This is a genomic window from Streptomyces sp. ASQP_92, from assembly GCF_025399895.1.
Lineage (GTDB): Bacteria > Actinomycetota > Actinomycetes > Streptomycetales > Streptomycetaceae > Streptomyces.
The window spans coordinates 1-20,504 of record NZ_JAODUA010000015.1 but is presented as its reverse complement, the minus strand read 5'-3'; the positions used below and the strand labels follow the sequence as shown (position 1 = coordinate 20,504).

At 70.2% G+C, this 20,504-nt stretch carries 19 protein-coding genes and 1 tRNA gene; 11 read left to right on the top strand and 9 right to left on the bottom strand.

Features of this window, described 5'->3' with window-relative positions; all coding sequences use genetic code 11:
* Window positions 1-6: 6 nt before the first annotated feature.
* The 3 genes from N4G70_RS26705 to N4G70_RS26695 form a co-directional block, all read right to left on the bottom strand.
* Window positions 7-1,080, bottom strand: a complete 1,074-nt coding sequence (locus tag N4G70_RS26705; protein WP_399036958.1) for an alpha/beta hydrolase — start codon at window positions 1,078-1,080, stop codon at window positions 7-9.
* A gap of 126 nt (window positions 1,081-1,206) precedes the next feature.
* Window positions 1,207-3,726: a penicillin acylase family protein gene (locus tag N4G70_RS26700; protein WP_261715272.1), complete on the bottom strand. Its 2,520-nt coding sequence runs from the start codon at window positions 3,724-3,726 to the stop codon at window positions 1,207-1,209.
* Between the two features lie 204 nt (window positions 3,727-3,930).
* The gene (locus N4G70_RS26695; RefSeq protein ID WP_261715415.1) at window positions 3,931-5,031 is read right to left on the bottom strand and encodes a BTAD domain-containing putative transcriptional regulator; all 1,101 of its coding nucleotides are present in this window, start codon (window positions 5,029-5,031) and stop codon (window positions 3,931-3,933) included.
* A 238-nt stretch (window positions 5,032-5,269) separates the two neighbouring features.
* Between N4G70_RS26695 and N4G70_RS26690 the strand changes: the two genes are divergently transcribed.
* On the top strand, window positions 5,270-7,903 hold the full coding sequence (locus N4G70_RS26690; RefSeq protein WP_261715271.1) for a ricin-type beta-trefoil lectin domain protein: 2,634 nt from the start codon (window positions 5,270-5,272) through the stop codon (window positions 7,901-7,903).
* A gap of 22 nt (window positions 7,904-7,925) precedes the next feature.
* On the opposite strand, the gene N4G70_RS26685 is transcribed toward N4G70_RS26690, so the two are convergent.
* The gene (locus tag N4G70_RS26685) at window positions 7,926-9,188 is read right to left on the bottom strand and encodes an ROK family protein (protein ID WP_261715270.1); all 1,263 of its coding nucleotides are present in this window, start codon (window positions 9,186-9,188) and stop codon (window positions 7,926-7,928) included.
* Between the two features lie 311 nt (window positions 9,189-9,499).
* On the opposite strand from N4G70_RS26685, the gene N4G70_RS26680 reads away from it, so the two are divergent.
* Entirely contained in the window at window positions 9,500-9,769 is a 270-nt protein-coding gene (locus tag N4G70_RS26680; protein WP_261715269.1) for a hypothetical protein, read from the top strand.
* Window positions 9,770-9,846: 77 nt separating this feature from the next.
* On the opposite strand, the gene N4G70_RS26675 is transcribed toward N4G70_RS26680, so the two are convergent.
* Window positions 9,847-10,701 carry an SCO6745 family protein gene (locus N4G70_RS26675; RefSeq protein WP_261715268.1) on the bottom strand — a complete coding sequence of 285 codons (855 nt, stop codon included), beginning with the start codon at window positions 10,699-10,701 and terminating at the stop codon, window positions 9,847-9,849.
* A 136-nt stretch (window positions 10,702-10,837) separates the two neighbouring features.
* On the opposite strand from N4G70_RS26675, the gene N4G70_RS26670 reads away from it, so the two are divergent.
* The 5 genes from N4G70_RS26670 to N4G70_RS26650 all read left to right on the top strand — a co-directional run bounded on the left by N4G70_RS26670 (window position 10,838) and on the right by N4G70_RS26650 (window position 13,266).
* Window positions 10,838-11,107, top strand: a complete 270-nt coding sequence (locus N4G70_RS26670) for a hypothetical protein (protein WP_261715267.1) — start codon at window positions 10,838-10,840, stop codon at window positions 11,105-11,107.
* 131 nt (window positions 11,108-11,238) lie between these two features.
* A tRNA-Met gene (locus N4G70_RS26665) sits at window positions 11,239-11,312 on the top strand.
* A 257-nt stretch (window positions 11,313-11,569) separates the two neighbouring features.
* Window positions 11,570-12,382: a SigB/SigF/SigG family RNA polymerase sigma factor gene (locus N4G70_RS26660; RefSeq protein WP_261715266.1), complete on the top strand. Its 813-nt coding sequence runs from the start codon at window positions 11,570-11,572 to the stop codon at window positions 12,380-12,382.
* A gap of 137 nt (window positions 12,383-12,519) precedes the next feature.
* Complete coding sequence (locus N4G70_RS26655; RefSeq protein WP_388730932.1) at window positions 12,520-12,681, top strand: hydrophobic protein; 162 nt, start codon at window positions 12,520-12,522, stop codon at window positions 12,679-12,681.
* Between the two features lie 216 nt (window positions 12,682-12,897).
* Complete coding sequence (locus N4G70_RS26650) at window positions 12,898-13,266, top strand: PRC-barrel domain-containing protein (protein ID WP_261715264.1); 369 nt, start codon at window positions 12,898-12,900, stop codon at window positions 13,264-13,266.
* Between the two features lie 369 nt (window positions 13,267-13,635).
* Here N4G70_RS26650 and N4G70_RS26645 read toward each other — a convergent pair whose 3' ends face one another.
* Window positions 13,636-14,454 (bottom strand): PRC and DUF2382 domain-containing protein, encoded by an 819-nt coding sequence (locus N4G70_RS26645; protein WP_261715263.1) that lies wholly within the window; start codon window positions 14,452-14,454, stop codon window positions 13,636-13,638.
* A gap of 232 nt (window positions 14,455-14,686) precedes the next feature.
* On the opposite strand from N4G70_RS26645, the gene N4G70_RS26640 reads away from it, so the two are divergent.
* Both N4G70_RS26640 and N4G70_RS26635 read left to right on the top strand, forming a co-directional pair.
* Window positions 14,687-15,256: a hypothetical protein gene (locus N4G70_RS26640; protein WP_261715262.1), complete on the top strand. Its 570-nt coding sequence runs from the start codon at window positions 14,687-14,689 to the stop codon at window positions 15,254-15,256.
* Window positions 15,257-15,378: 122 nt separating this feature from the next.
* Window positions 15,379-17,001 carry an alpha/beta hydrolase gene (locus N4G70_RS26635; RefSeq protein WP_261715261.1) on the top strand — a complete coding sequence of 541 codons (1,623 nt, stop codon included), beginning with the start codon at window positions 15,379-15,381 and terminating at the stop codon, window positions 16,999-17,001.
* A gap of 93 nt (window positions 17,002-17,094) precedes the next feature.
* Here the strand turns inward: N4G70_RS26635 and N4G70_RS26630 are convergent, their stop codons facing one another.
* On the bottom strand, window positions 17,095-17,964 hold the full coding sequence (locus N4G70_RS26630; RefSeq protein ID WP_261715260.1) for an MBL fold metallo-hydrolase: 870 nt from the start codon (window positions 17,962-17,964) through the stop codon (window positions 17,095-17,097).
* Window positions 17,965-18,295: 331 nt separating this feature from the next.
* Between N4G70_RS26630 and N4G70_RS26625 the strand changes: the two genes are divergently transcribed.
* Complete coding sequence (locus N4G70_RS26625) at window positions 18,296-18,484, top strand: hypothetical protein (protein WP_261715259.1); 189 nt, start codon at window positions 18,296-18,298, stop codon at window positions 18,482-18,484.
* 163 nt (window positions 18,485-18,647) lie between these two features.
* Here N4G70_RS26625 and N4G70_RS26620 read toward each other — a convergent pair whose 3' ends face one another.
* Together N4G70_RS26620 and N4G70_RS26615 are read right to left on the bottom strand one after the other, a co-directional pair.
* Window positions 18,648-19,118, bottom strand: coding sequence for a GNAT family N-acetyltransferase (locus N4G70_RS26620; RefSeq protein ID WP_261715258.1), 471 nt, complete (start codon window positions 19,116-19,118; stop codon window positions 18,648-18,650).
* 230 nt (window positions 19,119-19,348) lie between these two features.
* On the bottom strand, window positions 19,349-19,522 hold the full coding sequence (locus tag N4G70_RS26615; protein WP_120726427.1) for a CsbD family protein: 174 nt from the start codon (window positions 19,520-19,522) through the stop codon (window positions 19,349-19,351).
* A gap of 269 nt (window positions 19,523-19,791) precedes the next feature.
* Between N4G70_RS26615 and N4G70_RS26610 the strand changes: the two genes are divergently transcribed.
* Window positions 19,792-19,953: a DUF5670 family protein gene (locus N4G70_RS26610; protein ID WP_120720048.1), complete on the top strand. Its 162-nt coding sequence runs from the start codon at window positions 19,792-19,794 to the stop codon at window positions 19,951-19,953.
* Window positions 19,954-20,504: the final 551 nt, after the last annotated feature.

Here is a 20,504-nt window from a genome sequence, read left to right as displayed (position 1 = left end):
CGACGGTCAGGAGGCGAAGGCCCTTTCCAGCCTCGGGATCAGGTCCCGGAGGTCCTGGTCCCAACAGCCGCCGTTGTGGCCGCCGTTGCACTGCGTACCCCAGGCGGCGCCGTCGCCGTAGTCGACGTAGTGGTACGACATCCCCAGGGCGTCCATGCGGTCCTTGACGTGTTTCGACGCGCCTTCGAGCCAGAACTCCAGGTCCGTCACGTTGCCATGTCCGTTGCCCACATAGATGGAGACACCCACATTGGCGAGCTTGTCCATGTGCTGGGACGGGTCCACCGCGTTCCACACCCGGTCGGCGTTGAAGATCGGGTAGGGCGAGCCGAACAGCGCGTCACTGTCCACGCCCGGCTTGTACGGGTCGACGTTGGGGTCACAGACGCCGGACGACGAACCGCACATCGCGCCCTGGGCGTCGATCAGCGAGGCGACGATGGCCAGTCGCAGATCCATCGAGTCGACCGACAGGTCGATGTCGCCGGACAGGGACGCGGTCTGGTTGAACAGGTCGGGGCGGTCCTGGGCGTAGTGCAGGGCTCCGAACCCGCCCATGGAGACGCCTGCGATGGCGCGTGCCTTCTTGGTGGGGATGGTCCGCAGGTTGGCGTCGATGAACGGGATCACCTGCTTGAGGTGGAAGTTCTCCCAGTTCTGGGCGCCGGCGGCGGTGCGCTGGTTGAGCCAGTTGGCATACCAGCCGCGTGCGCCGCCGTCCGGGATGACCGTGATCATCGAGTTGGTCGTGCCGAACGCCGGATAGTTCTGCTGGACGGGGTCGTCAGGAGAGCCGTGCAGGAAGTACAGCACCGGGTAGCGCCTGGCCGGGTCGTCGTAGTACCCGCTCGGCAGGATGATTTTGATGTGGTGCTTGCCCGCGACCTCGGGCGTGGTCACGGTCAGGTAGAAGGTGGTGGGACTCCCGACCGACGTGTCGACCTGGGTCAGACCGAACCCGTCCGACAGCGGCGGCGGCCCCGCCGGGGCGGCCGCCTGTGCCGTACCGGCCGGCAGGGCCATGCCCACCAGGGTGGCCGCCAGGGCCACCATCATTCGCCATCGACTCGATTTCTTCATCACAGCGTTGCCCCCTCATGAGCCTTGTCGTTGCGCGGCGCGGAACCTACCGGGACGCGATGACATCCCGATGAAACAGCACGCCGGGGGCCCGTGCTCGGGGCCCGGCGTGGCCGCCCGTCGTTCTCAGTCCAGCACCTTGACCTCCAGCGCCGGCGAGACGGAGATCTGGTCCTCGGTGAACCGCTCGCTCACCCACTGGCCGGCCGAGAACAGTCTGGTCTGATCGGCGTAGTGGGGCGAATTGGAGTTGGCGGACTGGGAGTAGGCGAGGACCGATGATGCCTGCGGCGGACCGTCGGCGGTGAACTTGACCTGCTGGACGAAACTGGAGCCGAAGACGATGTCCGGCTTGCCGTCCACCATGCCGGGAGTGACCACGTTGAGCACGCCCAGCTCGCTGATCGAGCCGTGGATCGGGATCTGCTCACCGTTGCGGATGACCTTCTGGACGTCTGCCAGACGCGCGTTGAGCGGGACGCCCGCCTTGCGCAGCGCGATCACCGCCCGGCCGAACGCGTCGCGCACGGCGGAGCTTCCCGAGTCCAGGGAATTCGGCGTGTGGACCGGGTCCTTGGGGTCGAAGGGGACTCGCCACGGCAGCTTCTCGATGGCGTCCCTGCCGACCAGCAGGGCCCAGTACGTCTCGAACAGCGAGGAACCCCGGCTGTCCGCCGTGTAGTTGTGGTCCTTCCAGGCCGCCAGGATCGGACATGCCTCGCTGACGTTCACGAGGTTGCCGTCCACCAGGATCAAGCCGAAGGGTGCGCTCTGGCACATCGACACCGTCGCGTTGAGGGCGAGATCGGCGGCTCTGCTGTTGTCGGCGAAGAGCAACTGCCGCATGCTCTCCGGAGTGAAGCCTCGGCCGGGCAGCCCGTCGGTTCCATCGATCCGGTTCTGTGCGGTCAGGATCAGCTCCTGCGTACGCAGCGACCGGGGGGCCGCCGTGTCACCCATCACCCGGGGAAAGGACAACGGCTGCTCGGGGTTGGCCAGCCACGCGCTGTCGTTGGCGTTGCCCACGAAGTCGGAACGGATCAGGCGTGGTTGCTTGTGCGGGTCCAGGAGCCCCGGCGCGACCGCGTTCGGGTCGTCGGGCCAGTCGCACGCACTGCGCTTGCCGTCGAAGATGGAGATCGGCGGCACGTTCGGCAACCGTAGTTGCTGACTGAACAGCAGCTTCCCGGTCAGGGTGAGGCACGACGCCGCGTGTTCGTCGGTGATGTTGGGCGTGGCCTGGATGTCCGCGTACAGGGCGTTGCCCTTGCGGTCGGTGGCGACCGTGTTGAAGAACGGGACGCCTTCCGTGGTCTCCAGGGTGTTCACCACGTCGTGGACGTCGGTGGCCTGGTCGAGGTGGAACCAGGTGTTCAGCGCCCGCAGGTTGTCCATGTTCACGTCGCGCACCGCGTGCGCGCTGACCACCCACGGCAGCGGCTGCCCCTGGATGGAGGTGGTGATCGGGCCGTAGCGCGTGGCCCACAGCGTTCTGGTGACCTTGCCGAGGGAGCCGTCCGCGTTCCGTACGTCGACGGCGACCTGCTGCGACGTCATCTTCTGCCAGGCGCCGTCCACCAGGTAGTTGGTGGGGTTCAGCGGATCCACCTGCACGTCGAACAGGCCGAACGGGGCGACCGTGGCGATGGTGTGGCTCCAGGCGACGTCGTCGTTGTGCCCGATGTTGATCGCCGGGAACCCGAGCAGGCTGGCCCCGGACACATTGGCCACTCCCGGGATCGTGAGCTGGCTCTGCCACATGCGGTTCTTGCCCTGCCAGGGGAAGTGCGGGTTGGCCAGCAGCATGCCGGTGCCGCCGGACACCCCCTGCGACCCCACCGCCAAGGCGTTGCTGCCCATGCTCTGCTGGCGGCTGACGGCCATCGCCTCACGGATCTTGTTCGCGGTCTCCTCCGGCGGGACAGAGGCCCCGGAGGCGGGCGCTTTCGATGTGCTCCGCGACACCTTCGGGGCCGCCGAACTCGCTCCCGGGGGCTGGGCGTTGACCTCGCCCTCAAGCAGGGGGTCGGCGCTGCCCATGATGATCTCGGCGTGGGCGTGCCGGTAGACGTCGAGCTCCGTGATCGGCCGCACCCAGGCCGCGCCGCGGCAGGCCGGGTCGGTGATGTTGTTCACGCCCGTCTCGGCCAAGTACCGGTTGTATCCCTGGACATAGCCGCGAATGGCCTCCTTGACCTGCGGCTCCGGTCCGTTGGGGGCGGGCTGGTCGAGCAGCCGCTCCACCACGCGGTTGTCGTTGATCCGCTGGAAGTACAGGTCGCTGTTGAGATTGGTGGTGCTCTGGTTCTCGCCGGGACTCGCCTTGCCGTCGGCACCCAGGTAGCGGGATCTCTGGGCGTTGACCATGAGATAGGTGTCGGCCAGGGTGCAGATGTTGTCCTTGGCCACGGCGTACCCGTAGCCCGTGCCCAGGCCCTCCCAGTTCGAGGCGATGATGTGCGGGATCCCGTATTCGGTGTAGCGGATCGTCGGCTTGTCCGGCCCGGCTCCGGCGGCCGGTGCGACGCCGGGTGCCCCGGCATCCGATGGGGAGCCGGATGCCCCCGCGGCCGTCATCGTGCTGATCACCGCCGCCACGGCCATGACCGCCATCGGCAGCCTCGCTCTGAATCTCCTCCGCGCCATCGAGCCCGTCCTTCCCCTGCCGTCCAGACCCTTGTCCGAACGCGGACACGCTAGGAAGAGCCGATGAAATCGCGATGGAGTGGCTGATGCCGGGGGCGCCCGTCGGGTGGGCGGCCCCGCCCCCCGCCTCGGGGTCGACAAGGACGACGCCGAGCCCGCGCCGCGCGGCCCGTCAGAGCCACGTGGCCTGCCTTCTCCGTCGCCCTACCGTCCCCGCCGGGGGCCGCGCGCCGTGGTGTTCCGGACGGCGGCGGGGCCGGGACCGGCGTCGTCCCCGCGCAGGATCATCTGGTACGTGCGTCGCAGCGCCCGGCTCGGGGGGACACCCAGCTCGTCCGCCAGGTGACCGCGTGTGCGGTCGAACACGGCCACCGCGTCGGCCTGCCGACCGGTCAGGCAGAGCGCGCGCATCAGCATCGCGGCCACCTGTTCGTTCAGGGGGTGGGCCGCGGCCAGGGCGAACAACTCGGCAATGGATTCCCCGAGTTGACCCCAGCGCAGCTGCCACTCCAGCTTCCGCTGCACGAGGGCCGTCCTGCGCTCGGTGAGCCGCAGCCGTTCCAGCTCCGCGAACGGCCCGGGCAGGCCGGCGAGCAGCTCCCCGCCGAACAGATCCAGGGCTTGGGAGCACAGCCGGATCGCCTCGGGCACCTCGCCCGCCCGATCGGCCCTCGCGGCCTCGGCGGCCAGGCGTTCCATGCGCACCACGTCCACATCGACCGCGCCGGGCGTCAGTCGGTAGCCGCACCGATCATGCTCGATCACCGAGTCCGCGCCGTCCCCGATGCGCAGGGTCTTGCGCAGCCGGTAGATGTACACGGGCACGACGTTCGTGAGCGGGGGCTCCGTCCCCCACACCCCGTCGAGCAGTTCGTGCCGGCTGACGGTCCGCCCCTCGCCCAGCGCGAGCGCCGCCAGGACCGCCTGCTGGCGGAGGTGCCCCAGGTTGAGAGGACGCCCGTCCTGCCATGCCCGCAACGGGCCGAGCACGGAGATCCGCACGCCCGGCCCTTCCGCGCGGCCGGCGGCGACGCTCGGCGCCGCGCTCTGCGCCCGGGCCCGCGGCCCCCGGCCGGGAACCACAAGACCGCAGTCGAAGGCGTGCACGACGGCGGCCGCCCGGTCGCGCAGCCCGAGCTTGGCCAGAACGCGCGCGAGATGCCCGGCCACCGCGCCCTCGGGGATGGCGAGTTCGGCGGCGATCTCGTCGTCCCGCAGCCCGCAGCCGACCCCCTGGAGCACCCTGCGCTCCTGGTGTCTGAGCGGGGCGGGCGCCGCCCGGACGGTGGTGGCGGTCGTCGGCATCATGGCTCCCCGGGCTGTTCGGTGTGATGGAGGCGGTCGACAGAGACGCGGTCGACAACGTAGTGGCGGCGGCGTCGAACAGGGCATCCGGAACGATCCGGGGTGACCCCAGGGACTCCCCCGACCCGGCGAAGCACGCACCGGGCCGGGGGGCCGAACAACCCTGCTGTGCAAGGGGGTTGACGAGACGGTCAATTAGTTCTGATGCTAATCAAAATAATGGAGGAGGGTGACGGCCATGAGACGGTGGGGATCACGCTGGGGCTCGCGGGGCCGGCGCATCGGGGTGAGCGCCGTCATGGGCCTGGCGTTCGTGGGGCTGCCTCCGGCATCCGCGACAGCCGCTCCGGCGGGCGGGGCGGGCACCACGAGCGGTGCGGGGGCGGTCGCCGGAACCGGCGTGATCACGGTCGGCGGCTGGTGTCTGGACGACGCCGACGCGGCGACCGGCAACGGGAATCCCATCCGCCTCTACGGCTGCAACGGCACCGCCGCCCAGCAATTCACCTGGCGCGACGACGGCACGGTGACGGTGCTCGGCAAGTGTCTGGACATCACGGACGCCTCCAACGCCACCGGATCCCTGGTCCAGTTGTACGACTGTGCGGCCGGGGCTCCGCAGCAGAGGTTCAAGTACCTTCCGGACAAGACCATGTACAGCGTCAAGTCGGGCAAGTGTGTCGCCGTACAGGGTCCGGCCGCGTCGGCCGCCCGGGTCGGGCTCGCGTCCTGCGACCCGTCCAAGGCGTCGCAACAGTGGAGCGCCCCGGGCGCGCCGGCCGCTCGGTACAGCCTGTCGGCGGGGGCGGCGACCGAGTTCGACAACCCCGACGACATCCCCGCCGTCCCGTTCACGGACCGCGACGGGCAGTTCTACTACCAGCAGTCCCACGCCCTGTACGGCACCAAGGACAGCAGGCAGTGGAACTTCTTCACCGGTCCGAACTTCGACGACGTCGCACTCGCTCCGGTCAGCAACGCCTCCGACCCCGCCAACCCGGCGGACAGCAACGCCGACACCACATGGCGGTGCAACAACAGCCCCACCGGCCGCACCGCCACCAATGCTCCCGCTTCCTCCGGGTATTCGCAGCGTAACTTCTGTGATCTGAGCGGAGTGTGGGTCGATCCCGACACCGGCTGGTGGTACGGCCTGGTGCACAACGAGTTCACCCCGCAGCCCTTCGGCGACGGCCTGCACTACGACGCGATCGACTATGCGCTCTCCAAGGACCGGGGGGCGACCTGGTCGATCCAGGGCCATGCGATCACCTCGCCCTTCAGCACCGCACGCGCCGACACCACGGCCTTCCCTAACGAGACGTACTACTACGGCGACGGCGACCAGCGGCTCTTCGTCGACCACGCCTCCGGCTACTTCTACGTCTTCTACGCCACGCGCGTCCTGGACAAGTCCGGCGGCGGCACCATCTGGCTCCAGCACGTCGCGCGGGCCCCCATGTCGCGGAAGATGGCGTCCTCGTCCTGGACCAAGTGGTACGACGGCGCGTGGCGGTCGCCGGGTGTCGGCGGCGCCGAGAGCGACATCATCCCGTCGGAGGGGCTCGGCTCCGGCTACCTCGCGCCCGGCGAGGACTACCGGCCGGACAGCACGGGGACCGTCGCCGACCAGGTGGCCCGCGGCGCCATGCCGGACCACTCCCAGCTCGCGGTGATGAACGTCGCCTGGAGCGCATACCTCGGCAAGTACATCGGTACCCCGCAGAACAACATCGCGCAGGCCACGGACACCAGGACGCCGCTGCACTTCTACGTCACCGACGACCTGGCCACCCAGAAGTGGACCGACATGGGTCTGGTCGCCAACCAGCCGAACGCGGCCTGGTACCGCTGGATGCTCGACCCGGCCAACCTGACCGGATCCACCGTCGTCGGCAAGACGTTCCGCTCGTACTGCGCCTTCTACTGCTCGACCTACACGAGCGAGTACGCGAACATCACCCTCACGCCCAACGCCGCGTCGGACCTTCCGGCCCCCGTGGTGCCGGGCGCCTCCTACCAGATCGGCGCGGGCAGCGGCCAATACCTGGCGCAGAGCGGTTCCGGTCTGGGGACGGCCGCCCCGGACGCTTCCGCCCCCGCTCAGCGCTGGCGGTTCGACGCCACCGGTGACGGCTTCTACACGGTCACCAACGCGGCCTCGGGGCAAGGGCTTTCGGTCGGATCGGGCGACGCGGGGCGCGCCTGGGGGGCGGGCGTCACGCTGACGCGGTCCGCCGCGAAACCGGCGGTCGCCCAGCAGTGGTCCCTGCAACCGGTGGTGCGCGCGCCGGACGCCGCCGGCCCCTCCGTTCGCACGGGCGCGTACCGGCTGATCAACCGCTACAGCGGTCTGGTCCTCAGCCTGGGGTCGGGGGCTCGGCCCGTGAGCACCGCGCCGGTGCGCGACTGGGACAACCCCGGCACCCAGGGCGACACCCGGCCTTCGGCGGGCCAGCTGCTGACTCTGGTCGCCGCCGCTCACGACGACCTGGCCCTGAACCGGCCCACGACCGCGTCGAGCATCCAGTCCGCCGCCACCCCGGCGGGCGCCGCGGTCGACGGGGACGGGGCCACGCGCTGGTCCAGCCAGTTCTCCGACCCGCAGTGGATCCAGGTCGACCTCGGGGCCGACCGGGCGGTCGCGGAGGTGAAGCTCACCTGGGAGGCCGCGTACGGCATGGCCTATCAGGTGCAGATCTCCGACGACGCGCGGTCCTGGACCACGCTGCGCACCACGGCAGCCGGCGACGGAGGCGTGGACGACCTCACCGGCCTGTCCGGCCACGGACGCTATCTGCGCGTCTACGGCACCAAGCGCGGGACGGGCTACGGCTATTCACTCTGGTCGCTCCAGGCGTACGGGCCATGAGGCGGGCGCCGCACCGGGAGCGTCAGGTGGCGGTGCCGCTCGGGTCCTCGTAGACGGGGTCGAGGGCGAGTTGGGCCCCGCCACGGGCCGGGGCTCCCAGGCCCAGTGTGGAGGGGAGGATCTCGCAACCGCCCGAGTCGGGGGCCATGACGCGTCGCGCGACGCCTTCGCGTACCCGGTCCAGGACGTGGTCGGCGAAGACCGGGAAGTAGCCACCGAGCACGACCGCACGGGGGTTGAGCACATCGACCAGGAGCGCGATCCCGAGGCTGAGGTCGTCGGCGAGGCGGTCGAGCGCGCCCAGCGTGCGGGCGTCACCGGCCTCGGCGCGTGCGCGCAGGGCGCCGAGCCGGGTGGCGATGTCGAGGGACGCGTCGTGCACGGGGTCGTCCGGGTCGGCGGCGTGGCGCAGCAGGGCGCCGAGGCCGACCAGGGTCTCCCAGCAGCCGCGTCGCCCGCAGTTGCAGAGCCGGCCGCCGGGGGCGAGCTGCATATGGCCGATCTCGCCGGCGAAACCCCGGGCTCCGCGCAGCAGCCTGCCGCCGCTGATGATGCCGCCGCCGACACCGGTCTCGCCCGTGAGGGAGATGAGGTCGTGGATGTCGGCGGCGGAGGCGATCACGTACTCGGCGATGGCCGCCAGCTTCGCGTCGTTCTCCAGGTGGAGCGCGGGCGCGTCGCGTCCCAGACGGCGCCGCAGTTCGGTCAGCGCCGCGACACCGCGCCAGCCGATGTTCGGGGCGTAGACGACGTGACCGGTGGCGATGTCCACGTTGCCGGGCGCGCCCAGGGCCGCGCCCACCAGACGCGCGCCGGCGGCGGTGACGGCGGCATCGGCCTCGCGGATCAACTCCGCCGTCGTGTCCAGCACCGCGTCCGGCCCGGCCGCCCGGACGTCGAGGGGGATCCGGCGCCCGAAGACGTGGTCACCGCCCAGGGACTGCGCGATGGCGCTGACGTAATCGGCGTTGATCTCAAGACCCAGGCCGCAGACCGCTCGCCCGTCGATCTCGACGCTCACGCCCGGCCGTCCCACCGCGCCCTCGCGCTGCGAGTTCCCCTCGCGCACGAGACGGAGTTCGACGAGTTCGGCGACGAGATTGGTGACGGTCGGGCGGGGCAGGCCGGTGTCCCCCGCGATCTGTGCGCGCGAGCGCGGGCCGGTGTCGCGCAGGAGCCGCAGCACCAGACCGAGGTTGGTGCGCCGGATGGAGGCGCGGTCATTCGGCCGCGCCTTACCCCCCATGACCACCCCGCGCACCACTCCGCTTCGCAACTCTGCCACCGTGCTCTCCCCCGCCCGCCCCGTGCCCCGCGCACCCCCCAAGTCTGCCGAAGCGCCCCGGCTTCCACCAGGCGGATCCGCGCGCCCGGGCACGCGCCGGGCCGCGCGGAACGCTTCCTCCCGCCACGGCGGCCCGCCCTCCGGTGCCCGACTCATCGCCACGGCCGCTCCCCCGCGAGGCGCCAACTCCCCACCGGGCGTGCTCCGTTGCCCTTCTCATCAGTCTCCGATCGTGGCGGGAAACCTACGGCTCACCGAAGCGTCTCGGTCAACTCTCGTGCCCGCAGGGCCGCCGGCACCGTTGAACGGGCGTGACCTCTCCCGGCGCCCACGGCCGCACCCCCGTGCCCTTCGCTTCCCTTTCCGACGCCTACTGGCTCGATACACCGCTCCTCACGCGCCCGACCGACCAGTGCGTGCTGTGCGACCTGCTGCGCACCACCGAGGACGACCACGCACCGGCCGAGCCCGAACCGGCCCCCACGGTCGACGTGCTCGCGAACTGGGCCCGGATGCTTCTGCTCTGTGTGGCCCTCGCCGCCATCACCACCGCCCTGCTCGTCACCCTGCGCCGGCCCTGAGTCCAGACGCACCGGGCGGGCAGCGCGCCCGCCCGAGGGCCGCGAGGAGCGGCGCGCGCCGTGACATCCCCGGCCACCTACCCGGGCCGCAGCGGCGGGAGCCCCATCGCGTTGGGAAACGGCACGCCTCCCCCTTCGACGATGCGCCGTGCGAGCGGGTCGAGGCATGCGGTGAGCCTGTCCCTGCCGTGCGGGCCCAGTACCTCCACGAGAGGCCCGGCCAGGCGGTCCGTGGCGGCCTCGATCGCCGCCCGCTCCCCGCGCCCTCGGGCCGTCGGCGTACCGTCGGCCGCGAGGATGCCTCGTGCGCGCAGGCGCTGTCCCGCGGCCTGCCACTCCGCCTCGCTCCAGCCGCGGTTGAGGCGCTGTTCCGGCGGGGCGAGGCCCCACGCCACACTGATCACATTCGCCTCACAGCCGTCGATCCCGGCCGTCAGCAGGGCCGCCACATGTCCGTCGCCGCGGAATTCGCGCAGCGCGGTGGCCGCCCACCAAAGGGCGAGGTGGGGCTCCTCGGGCATCGGCACCGCGGCGTGCGCGGCGAACAACACCCTTCCGGAGGTGGGTAGTTCACGTACCGCGCGCTGTCCGAGCTCGGCGGCCTCGGCCGTCTCCGCACTGTCGACGAGCTCTCCCAACAGCCGGCGCAGACACCGGTCGGCCACATCGAGCCGGGCCGCCAGGACGGTCGCGGGCGGACAGCGGTGCCAAGCGCCGGGAAGCGCGCGGGCGATGCGCACCGGGGCGAAGTTGTAGAAGGCGGCCGTCACCACCTCCGGCGCGGCCGCACCGAGCGCCGCCGCGCGCGAGGCGACGTACCCCGTCCAGAAACCCTTGAGTCCTGCCCCGGCCGCGGCATAGGCGGGGCCCGTTTCCGGCGCGAAGTAGACGGGAGCGTGGACGCACTCCAGAAGATGCCAGATGTCTTCCATGCGGCCGAGGGTAGGAGGTGGCGGCCTGGGCCCGCGCGGTCCCTTCCGCCGGCGCCCGATCGTCGAGGCGGAATCAGCCGCGGCGGCCGGGGTAGGCGGTGCGCAACGAGGCACCGAGGGAAAGGGAGTACCCATCGTGAGCGACCGCAGGCCCGAAGGCCCCGGAGACGCCGGAGCGCCCGTGCCCGAGCCGATACCGAGGGATCTGCCCGATCAACAGGCCGGTGCCGATTCGGACGAGGACCCCTGGGAGGCGGCGGACGGCTCCCCGCGCCGTGCGGACGGCGGCGACCGCCCCGATCCCGGGATCCCGGACACCGATGAGGCGGGCACGGGCCGTCGAGGAGCCCCGCACTCCGGCAGCAAGCGGCCGGACCACCCCGTGCCGGACGAACCGACGGGCTGAGCCCGGCGGCCCGATTTCTCGGGGCGCGACAGGACGGACGATGTGGTCCACGTCGGGGCGTGACGTACGGCTGGTTCATCGACCGTGTGGCGGGAAGCCACCCAGGAATGGCGTAGGGTGGTGTTCACCGACGCGGGGTGGAGCAGCTCGGTAGCTCGCTGGGCTCATAACCCAGAGGTCGCAGGTTCAAATCCTGTCCCCGCTACTGAACGCAGAGGCCCGGATCCAGCACTGGATCCGGGCCTCTTCGCATGCCTCCCGTGGCGTCGGACCGAGTCGCTCCAGTCGGGCCCGAGGATCACTCATCCGGGTTGTTTAGTGCCGAGGTTCGGGGGCAAGCGCGGGTTGTGCTTCGGACCGGAGGCACGTCTGCGGAAGTCCCACCGTAGGTGTGCTCTGTCCACACAAGGTGCAGGGCTTCCGTGGTCAATCCCCCGACCACGCGGCCCTAGGAGCAACACCATGGCCACTCCCGCATCCACGAACATCGTCCGCTCCCATGCGGACGCGCCCGACACGGCCGACGCCTTCGAGCGCCTGCGGGAACTGCCCGAGGGACCCGAACGCGAGGTGCTGCGCGGCCAGTTGGTGCAGGCGTGGCTGCCGATGTCGCAGCGCCTGGCGGGCAAGTTCCGCAACCGTGGCGAAGACAGCGACGACCTGCGTCAGGTCGCCGCCCTCGGTCTGGTCAAGGCGATCGACCGGTACGAGGTGGCGCGCGGGGCCTTCGAGGCGTTCGCGATTCCGACGATCAACGGCGAGATCAAGCGGCACTTCCGCGACCACGCGTGGGCCATGCACGTTCCGCGCCGCGTCCAGGAGCTCCGTAACCGGGTCCGCGTCGCGCGCCGCGAGCTCCAGGCCTGCCAGGCCGGCGAGCCCACCCTGGCCCAGCTCGCCGTGGAGTGCGGCCTGAGCGAGGACGACGTCCACGACGGTCTTGAGGCTCTCAACTCCTATGCCGCGCTCTCTCTCGACGCGGAGCTCCAGTCCGCGCCCGGTGACGACGGTCGCAACCTCGCCGACACCCTCGGCACCACCGACCACGGCTACGACACCATCGAGGCGCGCGAGGCCGTAAAGCCCGCTCTCCAGGCCCTGCCCGAACGCGAGAGCCGCATTCTCTATATGCGGTTCTTCCAGGACAAGACGCAGAATGCCATCGCGGAAGAACTCGGCCTCTCCCAGATGCATGTGTCCCGCCTCATCACGCGCACCTGCGCCCGCATTCGCGCACAGGCTCTGCACGAGCCCACGCACCAGATCGCGGCGTGAAGATGAACCCCGCCAAAATCGCCTGCCTTCCAGCGTCCGGGAATCGACCGGGTTCCCACCGGCACCGATAAAACACGTAAAGCGCAGCGCATACCTCGCCCGGCTCGGGGCAGATGAATCCCTGGAGGTTGATAACTATGGTTCCCCTGCTTCTCGTTCTTCTGCTCGCCCTGATTCTGTTCGGTGCCGGATTCGCGCTCAAGATCCTTTGGTGGGTCGCGATCGCGGTTCTGGTGATCTGGCTGATCGGGTTCGTGGCCCGCCCGAAGGGTGGTAGCGGCCGCTGGTATCGCTGGTAGACGGGCCCTCCGTCACCCCGGCCGAAGTGTGGGGTCTGCCCTGTTCAGGGTGGGCCCCGCTTTCTTTTTGTTCCCGCCCCTGGGGGTGTGGGACAACCCTTTGAGGGCACACGCCCTTTCAGCGGAACCGCATCTCTCACATCCTGCGGCCAACGGGATACGAGAAAAGCGGCCTCCCTATCAGAACTGGCACAGTTGACCTGAGGAGTTGTTTTCATGTCCGACAACATGTGGGGCTACCGCGAGAACTCCGGCCGTCTGGCCGACGTCGATCTGACGGGTTACAAGGTCGAGGCGACGGACGGATCCATCGGCAAGGTCGACAAGCATTCGGACGAGGCCGGCTCCGCCTACATCGTGGTCGACACCGGCCCCTGGATCTTCGGCAAGGAAGTCCTCCTGCCCGCCGGTACGGTCGAGCGGATCGACGCGGACGAGCAGAAGATCTACGTGGACCGCACCAAGGACCAGATCAAGAACGCCCCCGAGTTCATCCGGGACGAGCACCTCAACAACGCGGGCTACAACGAGGAACTCGGCACCTACTACGGCACCGGCGCCCCCTTCGGCGGCAGGCCCGCCTGATCACCCCATGACGAGCGAGGGGGTGGCCGCCCGAGTGCCGGGCGGCCGCCCCCTCGCTCGTGCGCGGGCAGCGGCGTTCGTGCGTTCGCGAGGCGTACGCGAGGAAGCAGTTGCAGCAGCCCGGGGGCCCTCACGGGTGACACGGCGTGTAGCCCGCCGCCTCACGGGCACGCGTCTTTCATGATGTTCACGACGCTCATCCTCGTGCCCGTCGCCCTCGCCGTCGCTCTCACCTGGCACCACCCCCACCACAACCGCCACCGGCGCTGAGCGGTCGCTCCGGCTCCCCACCTCCGGCCCGGAAACGCACTCTCCCGCCGCCCCTGCTCATGGGGCGGCGGGAGAGTGCGTTCAGCGGTGGCAGCCGGTTCAGCGGCGCCTGTCGCCGCGGCCGTCGCCGCGCCGGCGCTCGCCCTTGCCGGTCTCGTCGTCGTACTGGATCTGCTCCTTGCGGACGGTGTCGGACACCTCGCGCTGCTCGGTGACCTTCTCCGTCTCCAGGCGGACCCGTTCGACCGGAACGGCTTCCTTGCGCACGACCGGGCGCTCGGCGTGGAGCGTCACCTCGGACTCCGCCTCGCCGATGTCGGCACGGGCGCGGTCGCCCTCGCGGATGGGCTCACGCACCACCCGTACCTCTTCGTGGCTGACCGGGACGGTCGTGGTCACGTCCTCCGTGACGACGACCTTGCGCAGCCGCGCCCGGCCCACTTCCTGGTTCTCCGTGCCGACGCGCAGCCGCTCCTCGGAGCGCACGAGGGCGTCCTCGTCCCTGCCGTACCGGGCGTGGACGTCGGTGCCGGTGGCGTTGCCGGGCACGTCGACGCTTCCGGCGGCTCCGCCCGGGCCCGGGCTGGCCGTGGTGTGGCCGTCGACGCCGTAGTGCCGGTACAGCTCGCGCTCCTGGTCGACGTCGAGGTGCTCCTCGGCGTCCAGACGCGGCGCGTCCTTCACCATGCTCTTGGCGTACCCGACGTGCAGGGCGTCGCCGTCACGACGGGCGCCCGCCAGCGGGACGAAGGACTCCTTGGTGCCGAACAGCCCCGTCTTGACCGTGACCCACTCCGGGCGGCCCGAGGCATCGTCCAGGTAGACCTGTTCGACACCGCCGATCTTCTCTCCATCGGGGTCGTAGGCCACGAGGCCCTTCAGACCCTCGGGGCGGTTGAACATGTCACCGGTGTTCATGCGGATCACTCCTGACCTGTGGGGAAGGCTAGGGACGAAACGGCATCCGGACACGGAGCCGTGACTCTCCCTCCCACCCCGCCACACCCCACCCGCGCCTGCGACCCGAATCACTCCTGTACGACGGCTCACTCCCCAGTCCACGTACGGCCAGACCCGCTGTCGGCGTGCGCCGGGAAGTTACGCCGCCCGGGTGAACGCGCCGCCACCGCGCCCGTCGCATTCCGGTGCGATGATCACCGTTTCCACCCTCACGCGTGAAGCGGCCTCCCCTCAGCTCGACTTCGGCGGGGCGGCCCCGCTACGAAGATCCTTCGACATGGGAGACCGTGAGCAAGGGGTGCTGATGCGCTGGGACCGCCTGTTGTGGGTGATGTGCGCGGGGCTGCTCGCCTCGGGCTGTGTCACCGTCGCGCCCGGGACCGCGCCGCCGGGAAGCGGGGTCGAGCCCGACGCGCGCCGCATCGTCACGGTGGCCCCCGACCCGGCGGAGCCCCTCGCACGCGAGACCCTGGCCCCTGCGAACGACCCCGCGACAGCCCCGCACGAGCCCGTCGGCGCCCGGGCCGCCGAGCGAACCGTACGCACCCACCGGGAACCCGAAGCCGCGGCTCCCGCCCCCGCGCCCCACTCCCCCGGTCACGCCCGGGCCGGTGCCCCGCACCCCGAACCCGCACCGCGCCACCCCCGAGCCCGTGCCCCCCACCCCCACTACGACCCCGGGATGGTGTGCACGTGGGCCAAGGGAACCGGCTTCGACCCGTCGGTCGTACGCGCCTGCCGGCAGCAGCTGGGCCACTGAGTCGCCGGACCCGGCTCGGAGCCACCACCCCACCGGGCACCCCAACTCCCCTGCTGTAACAGCTTGATAACGACCCGTCAGTTCCCTAGCTGTAAAATTTCACATATCACATCATGCACTGCATGAGAAAAGTCATCGCCCTGCTCTCGGCCGTCACGGCCGTCGCAGCCCTCACCGGAACGACCGCCGCCAGCGCCTCACCCGACACCTCCGCCGCCCAGGACACCGGACAGGGCAAGCTCGACTGGAACTCGTGCGGCGACACCGCCACCCCCGCGTTGCAGTGCGCGATGCTCGATGTGCCGGTGGACTACGCCGACCCGCACGGCCGGAAGATCAAGATCAAGGTGAACCGGCTCCCGGCCACCGCACCCAAAAGCGAGCAGCAGGGGCCGATCCTGCTCAACCCCGGCGGCCCGGGCGACTCCGGGCTCTGGATGCCCGCGTACATCGCCGGGCAGATCCCCAAGGACGTCGCCGCGACCTACGACTGGATCGGTTTCGACCCGCGCGGCACCAACGCGAGCGAGCCCCATGTCCTGTGCGACGCGCACTACTTCGACGGCCCCCGGCCCGACTACCAGGTGAGCCAGGGCACTTCGAAGGCATGGCTGGCGAAGGCCGCCGGATACGCGGCGGACTGTGCGGCCGACTGGTCCTGGCTGATGCCCCACATGACCACCGTCGACAACGCCCGCGACATGGACAGCATCCGACGCGCACTCGGCGCCCCGAAGATCAATTTCTATGGCGGCTCCTGGGGCACCTCACTGGGCTCCACCTACGGCCAGCTGTTCCCCTCGCGCGTTCGCCGGATGGTCCTGGACAGCATCGTCGGCCCCACCATCACCTGGTACGACCACAACGTGCTCCAGGACAAGGAGCACCAGCGCCGCTTCGACGCCTTCGCCGACTGGGCGGCCAGGGCCGACTCGGTGTACCACCTGGGCACGGACGGCGCCGCGGTCGAAAAGGCGTACCAGCAGGTCGAGGCGGACCTGCGGACCCACCCGGTCGATGCCGCCCCGGCCGCCGGCAAGATCGGCCCCGCCGAATTCGAGGACACCTTCTACGGGGGCGGGTACAACTTCCTGCGCTGGCCCAGGATGGCGACCGTGCTCTCCGCCTATGTCACCCACCACGACACCCAGCCCCTGAACATCGCCTACAACCGGTACGCGGCGCCGGGCGCCGACGACGGCACCTTCCCCGCGTACAACGCGGCGCAGTGCACGGAGAACGCCTGGCCCCGGGACTGGGAGTTCTGGAAGAAGGACCAGGCCAAGGTCAACGCCTCGGCGCCCTTCTACACGTACAACAACATGTGGTTCAACGCGGCCTGTATGTTCTGGCCCCACCAGGGCAACACCGCGGGCCGTATGAAGATCACCGGCAAGGGTCTGCCGCCCGTGCTGCTCTTCCAGGCCACCGAGGACGCCGCCACCCCGTACGAGGGCGGCCTCGCCATGCATGACGCGCTGCCGGGTTCGAAGCTGGTCGTCCAGAACGGCGGCAGCTTCCACGAGATCCTCTTCCACGGCAACGCCTGTCTGGACGACACCTTCACCGACTACCTCCGCGACGGCAGCCTGCCCACGGGCCGCGGCCGCATCGCCAAGACCTGCGCCCCCGAGGCCGCTCCGGACCCCGTCTATGTGACCCCTGCCCCCGCCTTCGCCGGAAAGGCCGCCACCAAGCCCCTCTCGCCGACCGACCCCGAAGCCGTCCACGGCGCCCACCGGTAGGCCGACGCGGCACCCGGCCCCCTGGCCGCCGGCTCCCAACCGGCGGCTTCCGCACGGCACTTGGGGGGCCGGAGGCGGCCGGGGGCCCGCCCCTCACCACCGTACGGCGGTGAAGTCGACCGGACGGGGCCTGAGCAGCCGGGTGCGTTCCGTCAGGGCGCGCAGTCGGCGGGACATCTCGTCCGCGGGGCGATGGCGGCGGTCCCCGTGGCCGGGCAGGACCCACTCGAAGCGGAGCCGTTCGGCCGTCCTGGCCAGCGAGGCGGCCAGTTCCTCGATGGAGTACCAGGTCACACTGTCCGCCACCGCCAGGTCCTGCGTGGCGCGTGACCAGTAGAAGCTGTCGCCGCTGAAGCAGTACCGGTCGTCCGCGAGGTAGAGCACGCTTCCCCGGGTGTGGCCGGGCAGTGGGTGGACCGTGACCCCCTCGCCCACCTCCATGGGATCGAGGCCCCGGATCACCTGGTCGGCGTCCGGGGCCGCCTCGATGTCTCCCTCGTGGATCCACAGGCGGGCCCCGAAGTGGTCCGCGTACCTACGGCCGTGGGCCGCGTGGTCCCGGTGAGTGAGCAGAACGTCGGTCACCGGTCCCAATTCCTCGTACCGTCGGGCGAGTTGGGGGCTCCAGCGGGGCGTGTCGATCATCATCACCGCGCCGGAGGGCCGCGGTAAGAGGTAGGAGTTGGCGCCGGCGGTGTGGCGCGAGTTGTGGCCGCAGATGAGTACGCCGTCGTCCAGCGCCATCGGAAACGGGTCGAGGGCCTGGTCCGTGCGCCCGGTGACCGGGCGGATCGAACGGGTGGGGCAGGCGAAGGCGGCGGCGTGGAACCGCCGCGTCTCCGCCCGGCCGACCGGGGAGCGCAGTATCCGCGACTTCCCGTCGGCCTCGTCTATCAGCTCGGGCGCGAACTGCCGGGCGACATCGCAGTTGGTGCAGCGGTCGTCCACGTACCAGCCGTCCATGACGGGCTCCTTCCAGAGGGGCGGGCCGAACCGGGGCCGGCGCCGTGCCACGAAGTCCCTTACGCGGCGGTGGGTACGGCGGCGACTCCGCCAACTACCTTAATCCGAGAGGTAGTTGAGAGCCTGGGCGCACGCGCGAGGAGCATGTCGCCGGCGCCGCGAACCACGACGCCTGGATGGCGGCCGCTTACCACACGATGTGGAAGCTGGCGACATACGACGCGAAGATCCGGACTACGAGGCGGACGGATTCACCCGAACAGACCGCCCGGGCAGGCAACCGCCCAGCAGCGGTGATGGTGTGGAGTGCTCCCCCTGTAGGAGGACCGCCATGTACGAAATGCACGTCGGCACGGCCGTCACCGGCACCCGCCGGGTGTGGCACGTCGTCGCCCATGATCACCGCGCCACCTTGTGCGGCCAGCCCCTCGACCCCGAAGAGAACACGCAAACCGACCACCACTGCCTGCCCTGCATGTCGGCCTTTCAGCGGCTCATGCAAGCGGCCGAACCCGTCTGACATCGAGGGAAGCCGCTCCGGCGAAGTCCTCGAACCGACCTTGCGCATGGTCCCTGGGTGCCGTCCGGGACCGTGCCGAGGGGCCTCGTGAACGCCGCGGACGTCTCGCCACGACCGGCGGGATCGAGGCCCTCTCCGGGATCTTCGTCTCGCGGTCCCTCGCCTAGAGGCTCGGCCTGCTGAGGTCCTTCGTCATGAAAATACTGTTCCGGTCATGCCGATAGCCGCCGAACGGCTCACAGGGCGTGAACCCGAACTTCTCATAGAGCTTCCTGGCCGGCCGGAAGAAATCGGCCGTGCCGGTCTCCAGGCTCAGTCTCGTGAAACCCATGCGCCCGGCTTCGGTGATGATGTGCTCCAGCATCCGGGAGGCGATCCCGGTCCTGGTGCGCGCCGGGGCGGTACGCATCGACTTCAGCTCGGCATGCGTCGCGTCGATCCTCTTGATCGCGCCACAGGCGAGCACGGTGTCACCGTCCCGCGCCGACCAGAACGTGATTCCAGGATCGCGCAGGGCACCAAGATCGAGGGCGTGTTTGCTCTCCGGAGGCGTGATGGACTGCATCTGTCGAACGTGTTCATCGAGAAACCTGGCGACCTCGGGTCCCGAGAGGTCGTCGACCGCGATATGCACCTTGCTCGTCCTTCTCCCGCTCGCATGGGGCCGCCGGTGCCGCCTGGCGCTCCAGAGGTCGCGCTGGGTCGGGAAGCGGCGCTTCAGGCATTCGACGAGTCTGCCAGGTGCGCACCAGGTGCCCTAGGCATTTACGGCCGCCCTCCCCCGCCCCGGGACGGCCGCGTGAACGTGGGGCGGGACCGGCCGAAGTTCCCGGCCGGTCCCGCCCCACGTTCGGACCGCGGTGGTCAGTGCTTGAAGACGTCCTTGACCTTCTCCTTGGCCTGACGGGCGTCACCCTTGGCCTGCTCGGCGCGGCCCTCGGCCTCCAGGCGCTCGTTGCCCACCGCCCGGCCGGCCGTCTCCTTGACCTTGCCCTTGGCCTGCTCGACCTTCGACTTGCCCTTTTCGTCACCGGACACAGAAACCACTCCCACATGTCGATGTAAAACTGCGACAGCAGTACGTCTCGCCGGATTCGGCAGATCTAAACCGTGCGGGCGGGAACTACGTCCACGGTACTCCTCGGCCGCACGGATTCACGCCAAAGAGTTCGGCGCCCGCCCTCCGCGGCTTGGATACAGGAGAGCGGATACCTACAGGGGAGCCGATACAGAGGAAAGGGAATCAGCGCGCTCGGGCGCGTGGGGGGCGCTTTTCGGGGCACACGGCGGTCCGGAGGTTGATAACCATGGTTCCCCTGCTTCTCGTTCTTCTGCTCGCCCTGATCCTTTTCGGTGCGGGCTTCGCCCTCAAGGCCCTGTGGTGGATCGCCGTCGTGGTCCTGGTGCTGTGGCTCATCGGGTTCGTCGCGCGTCCGCGAGGTGGAAGCGCCCGCTGGTATCGCTGGTAGCGGCGTCACGGGTCGTACGACGTCGACAGCAGGGGCCGAGCCCATCGGGGCCGGCCCCTGCCGCATGAGGTGCCTGCCGCATGAGGCCTCCGCCGCTTCTGCTGCGCGCACCTCCGCACGGGCACACGAGGACCGCCGAGACGACGGCGAATAAGCGCCCCCATGCCGGGCGGAAAACCGGGTAGGAGCCCCTTATGGCCGGGTCCGCGCCTGCGAGCGCAGGAACCAGCGCACCTCCATTGCGGGCTCGGACCCGGTCTCGTCTTCCGGCCCCTCTACCGCGCCTCCCTCTTCCTCCTGCCGATTCCCTCTTCCTCGCGCGCCTTTCCCCGATGATCGATCGCAGGGAATCAACAGAATTCCGCTGTACGGGAATTGGCTGACACACCGCACGCACAAAAAAGCGATGCGGGGCCGACCGGAACAACCGGCCGACCCCGCATCACCATCCGAAGGGAAGAAGCGCGAACAAAGAGCCGTGAGCGAAGAGTTTGTGCTTACCCGCTCGGACGCTCCCCCGCTCGCATCAGGCGGTGGCGTCGATGCTGGGC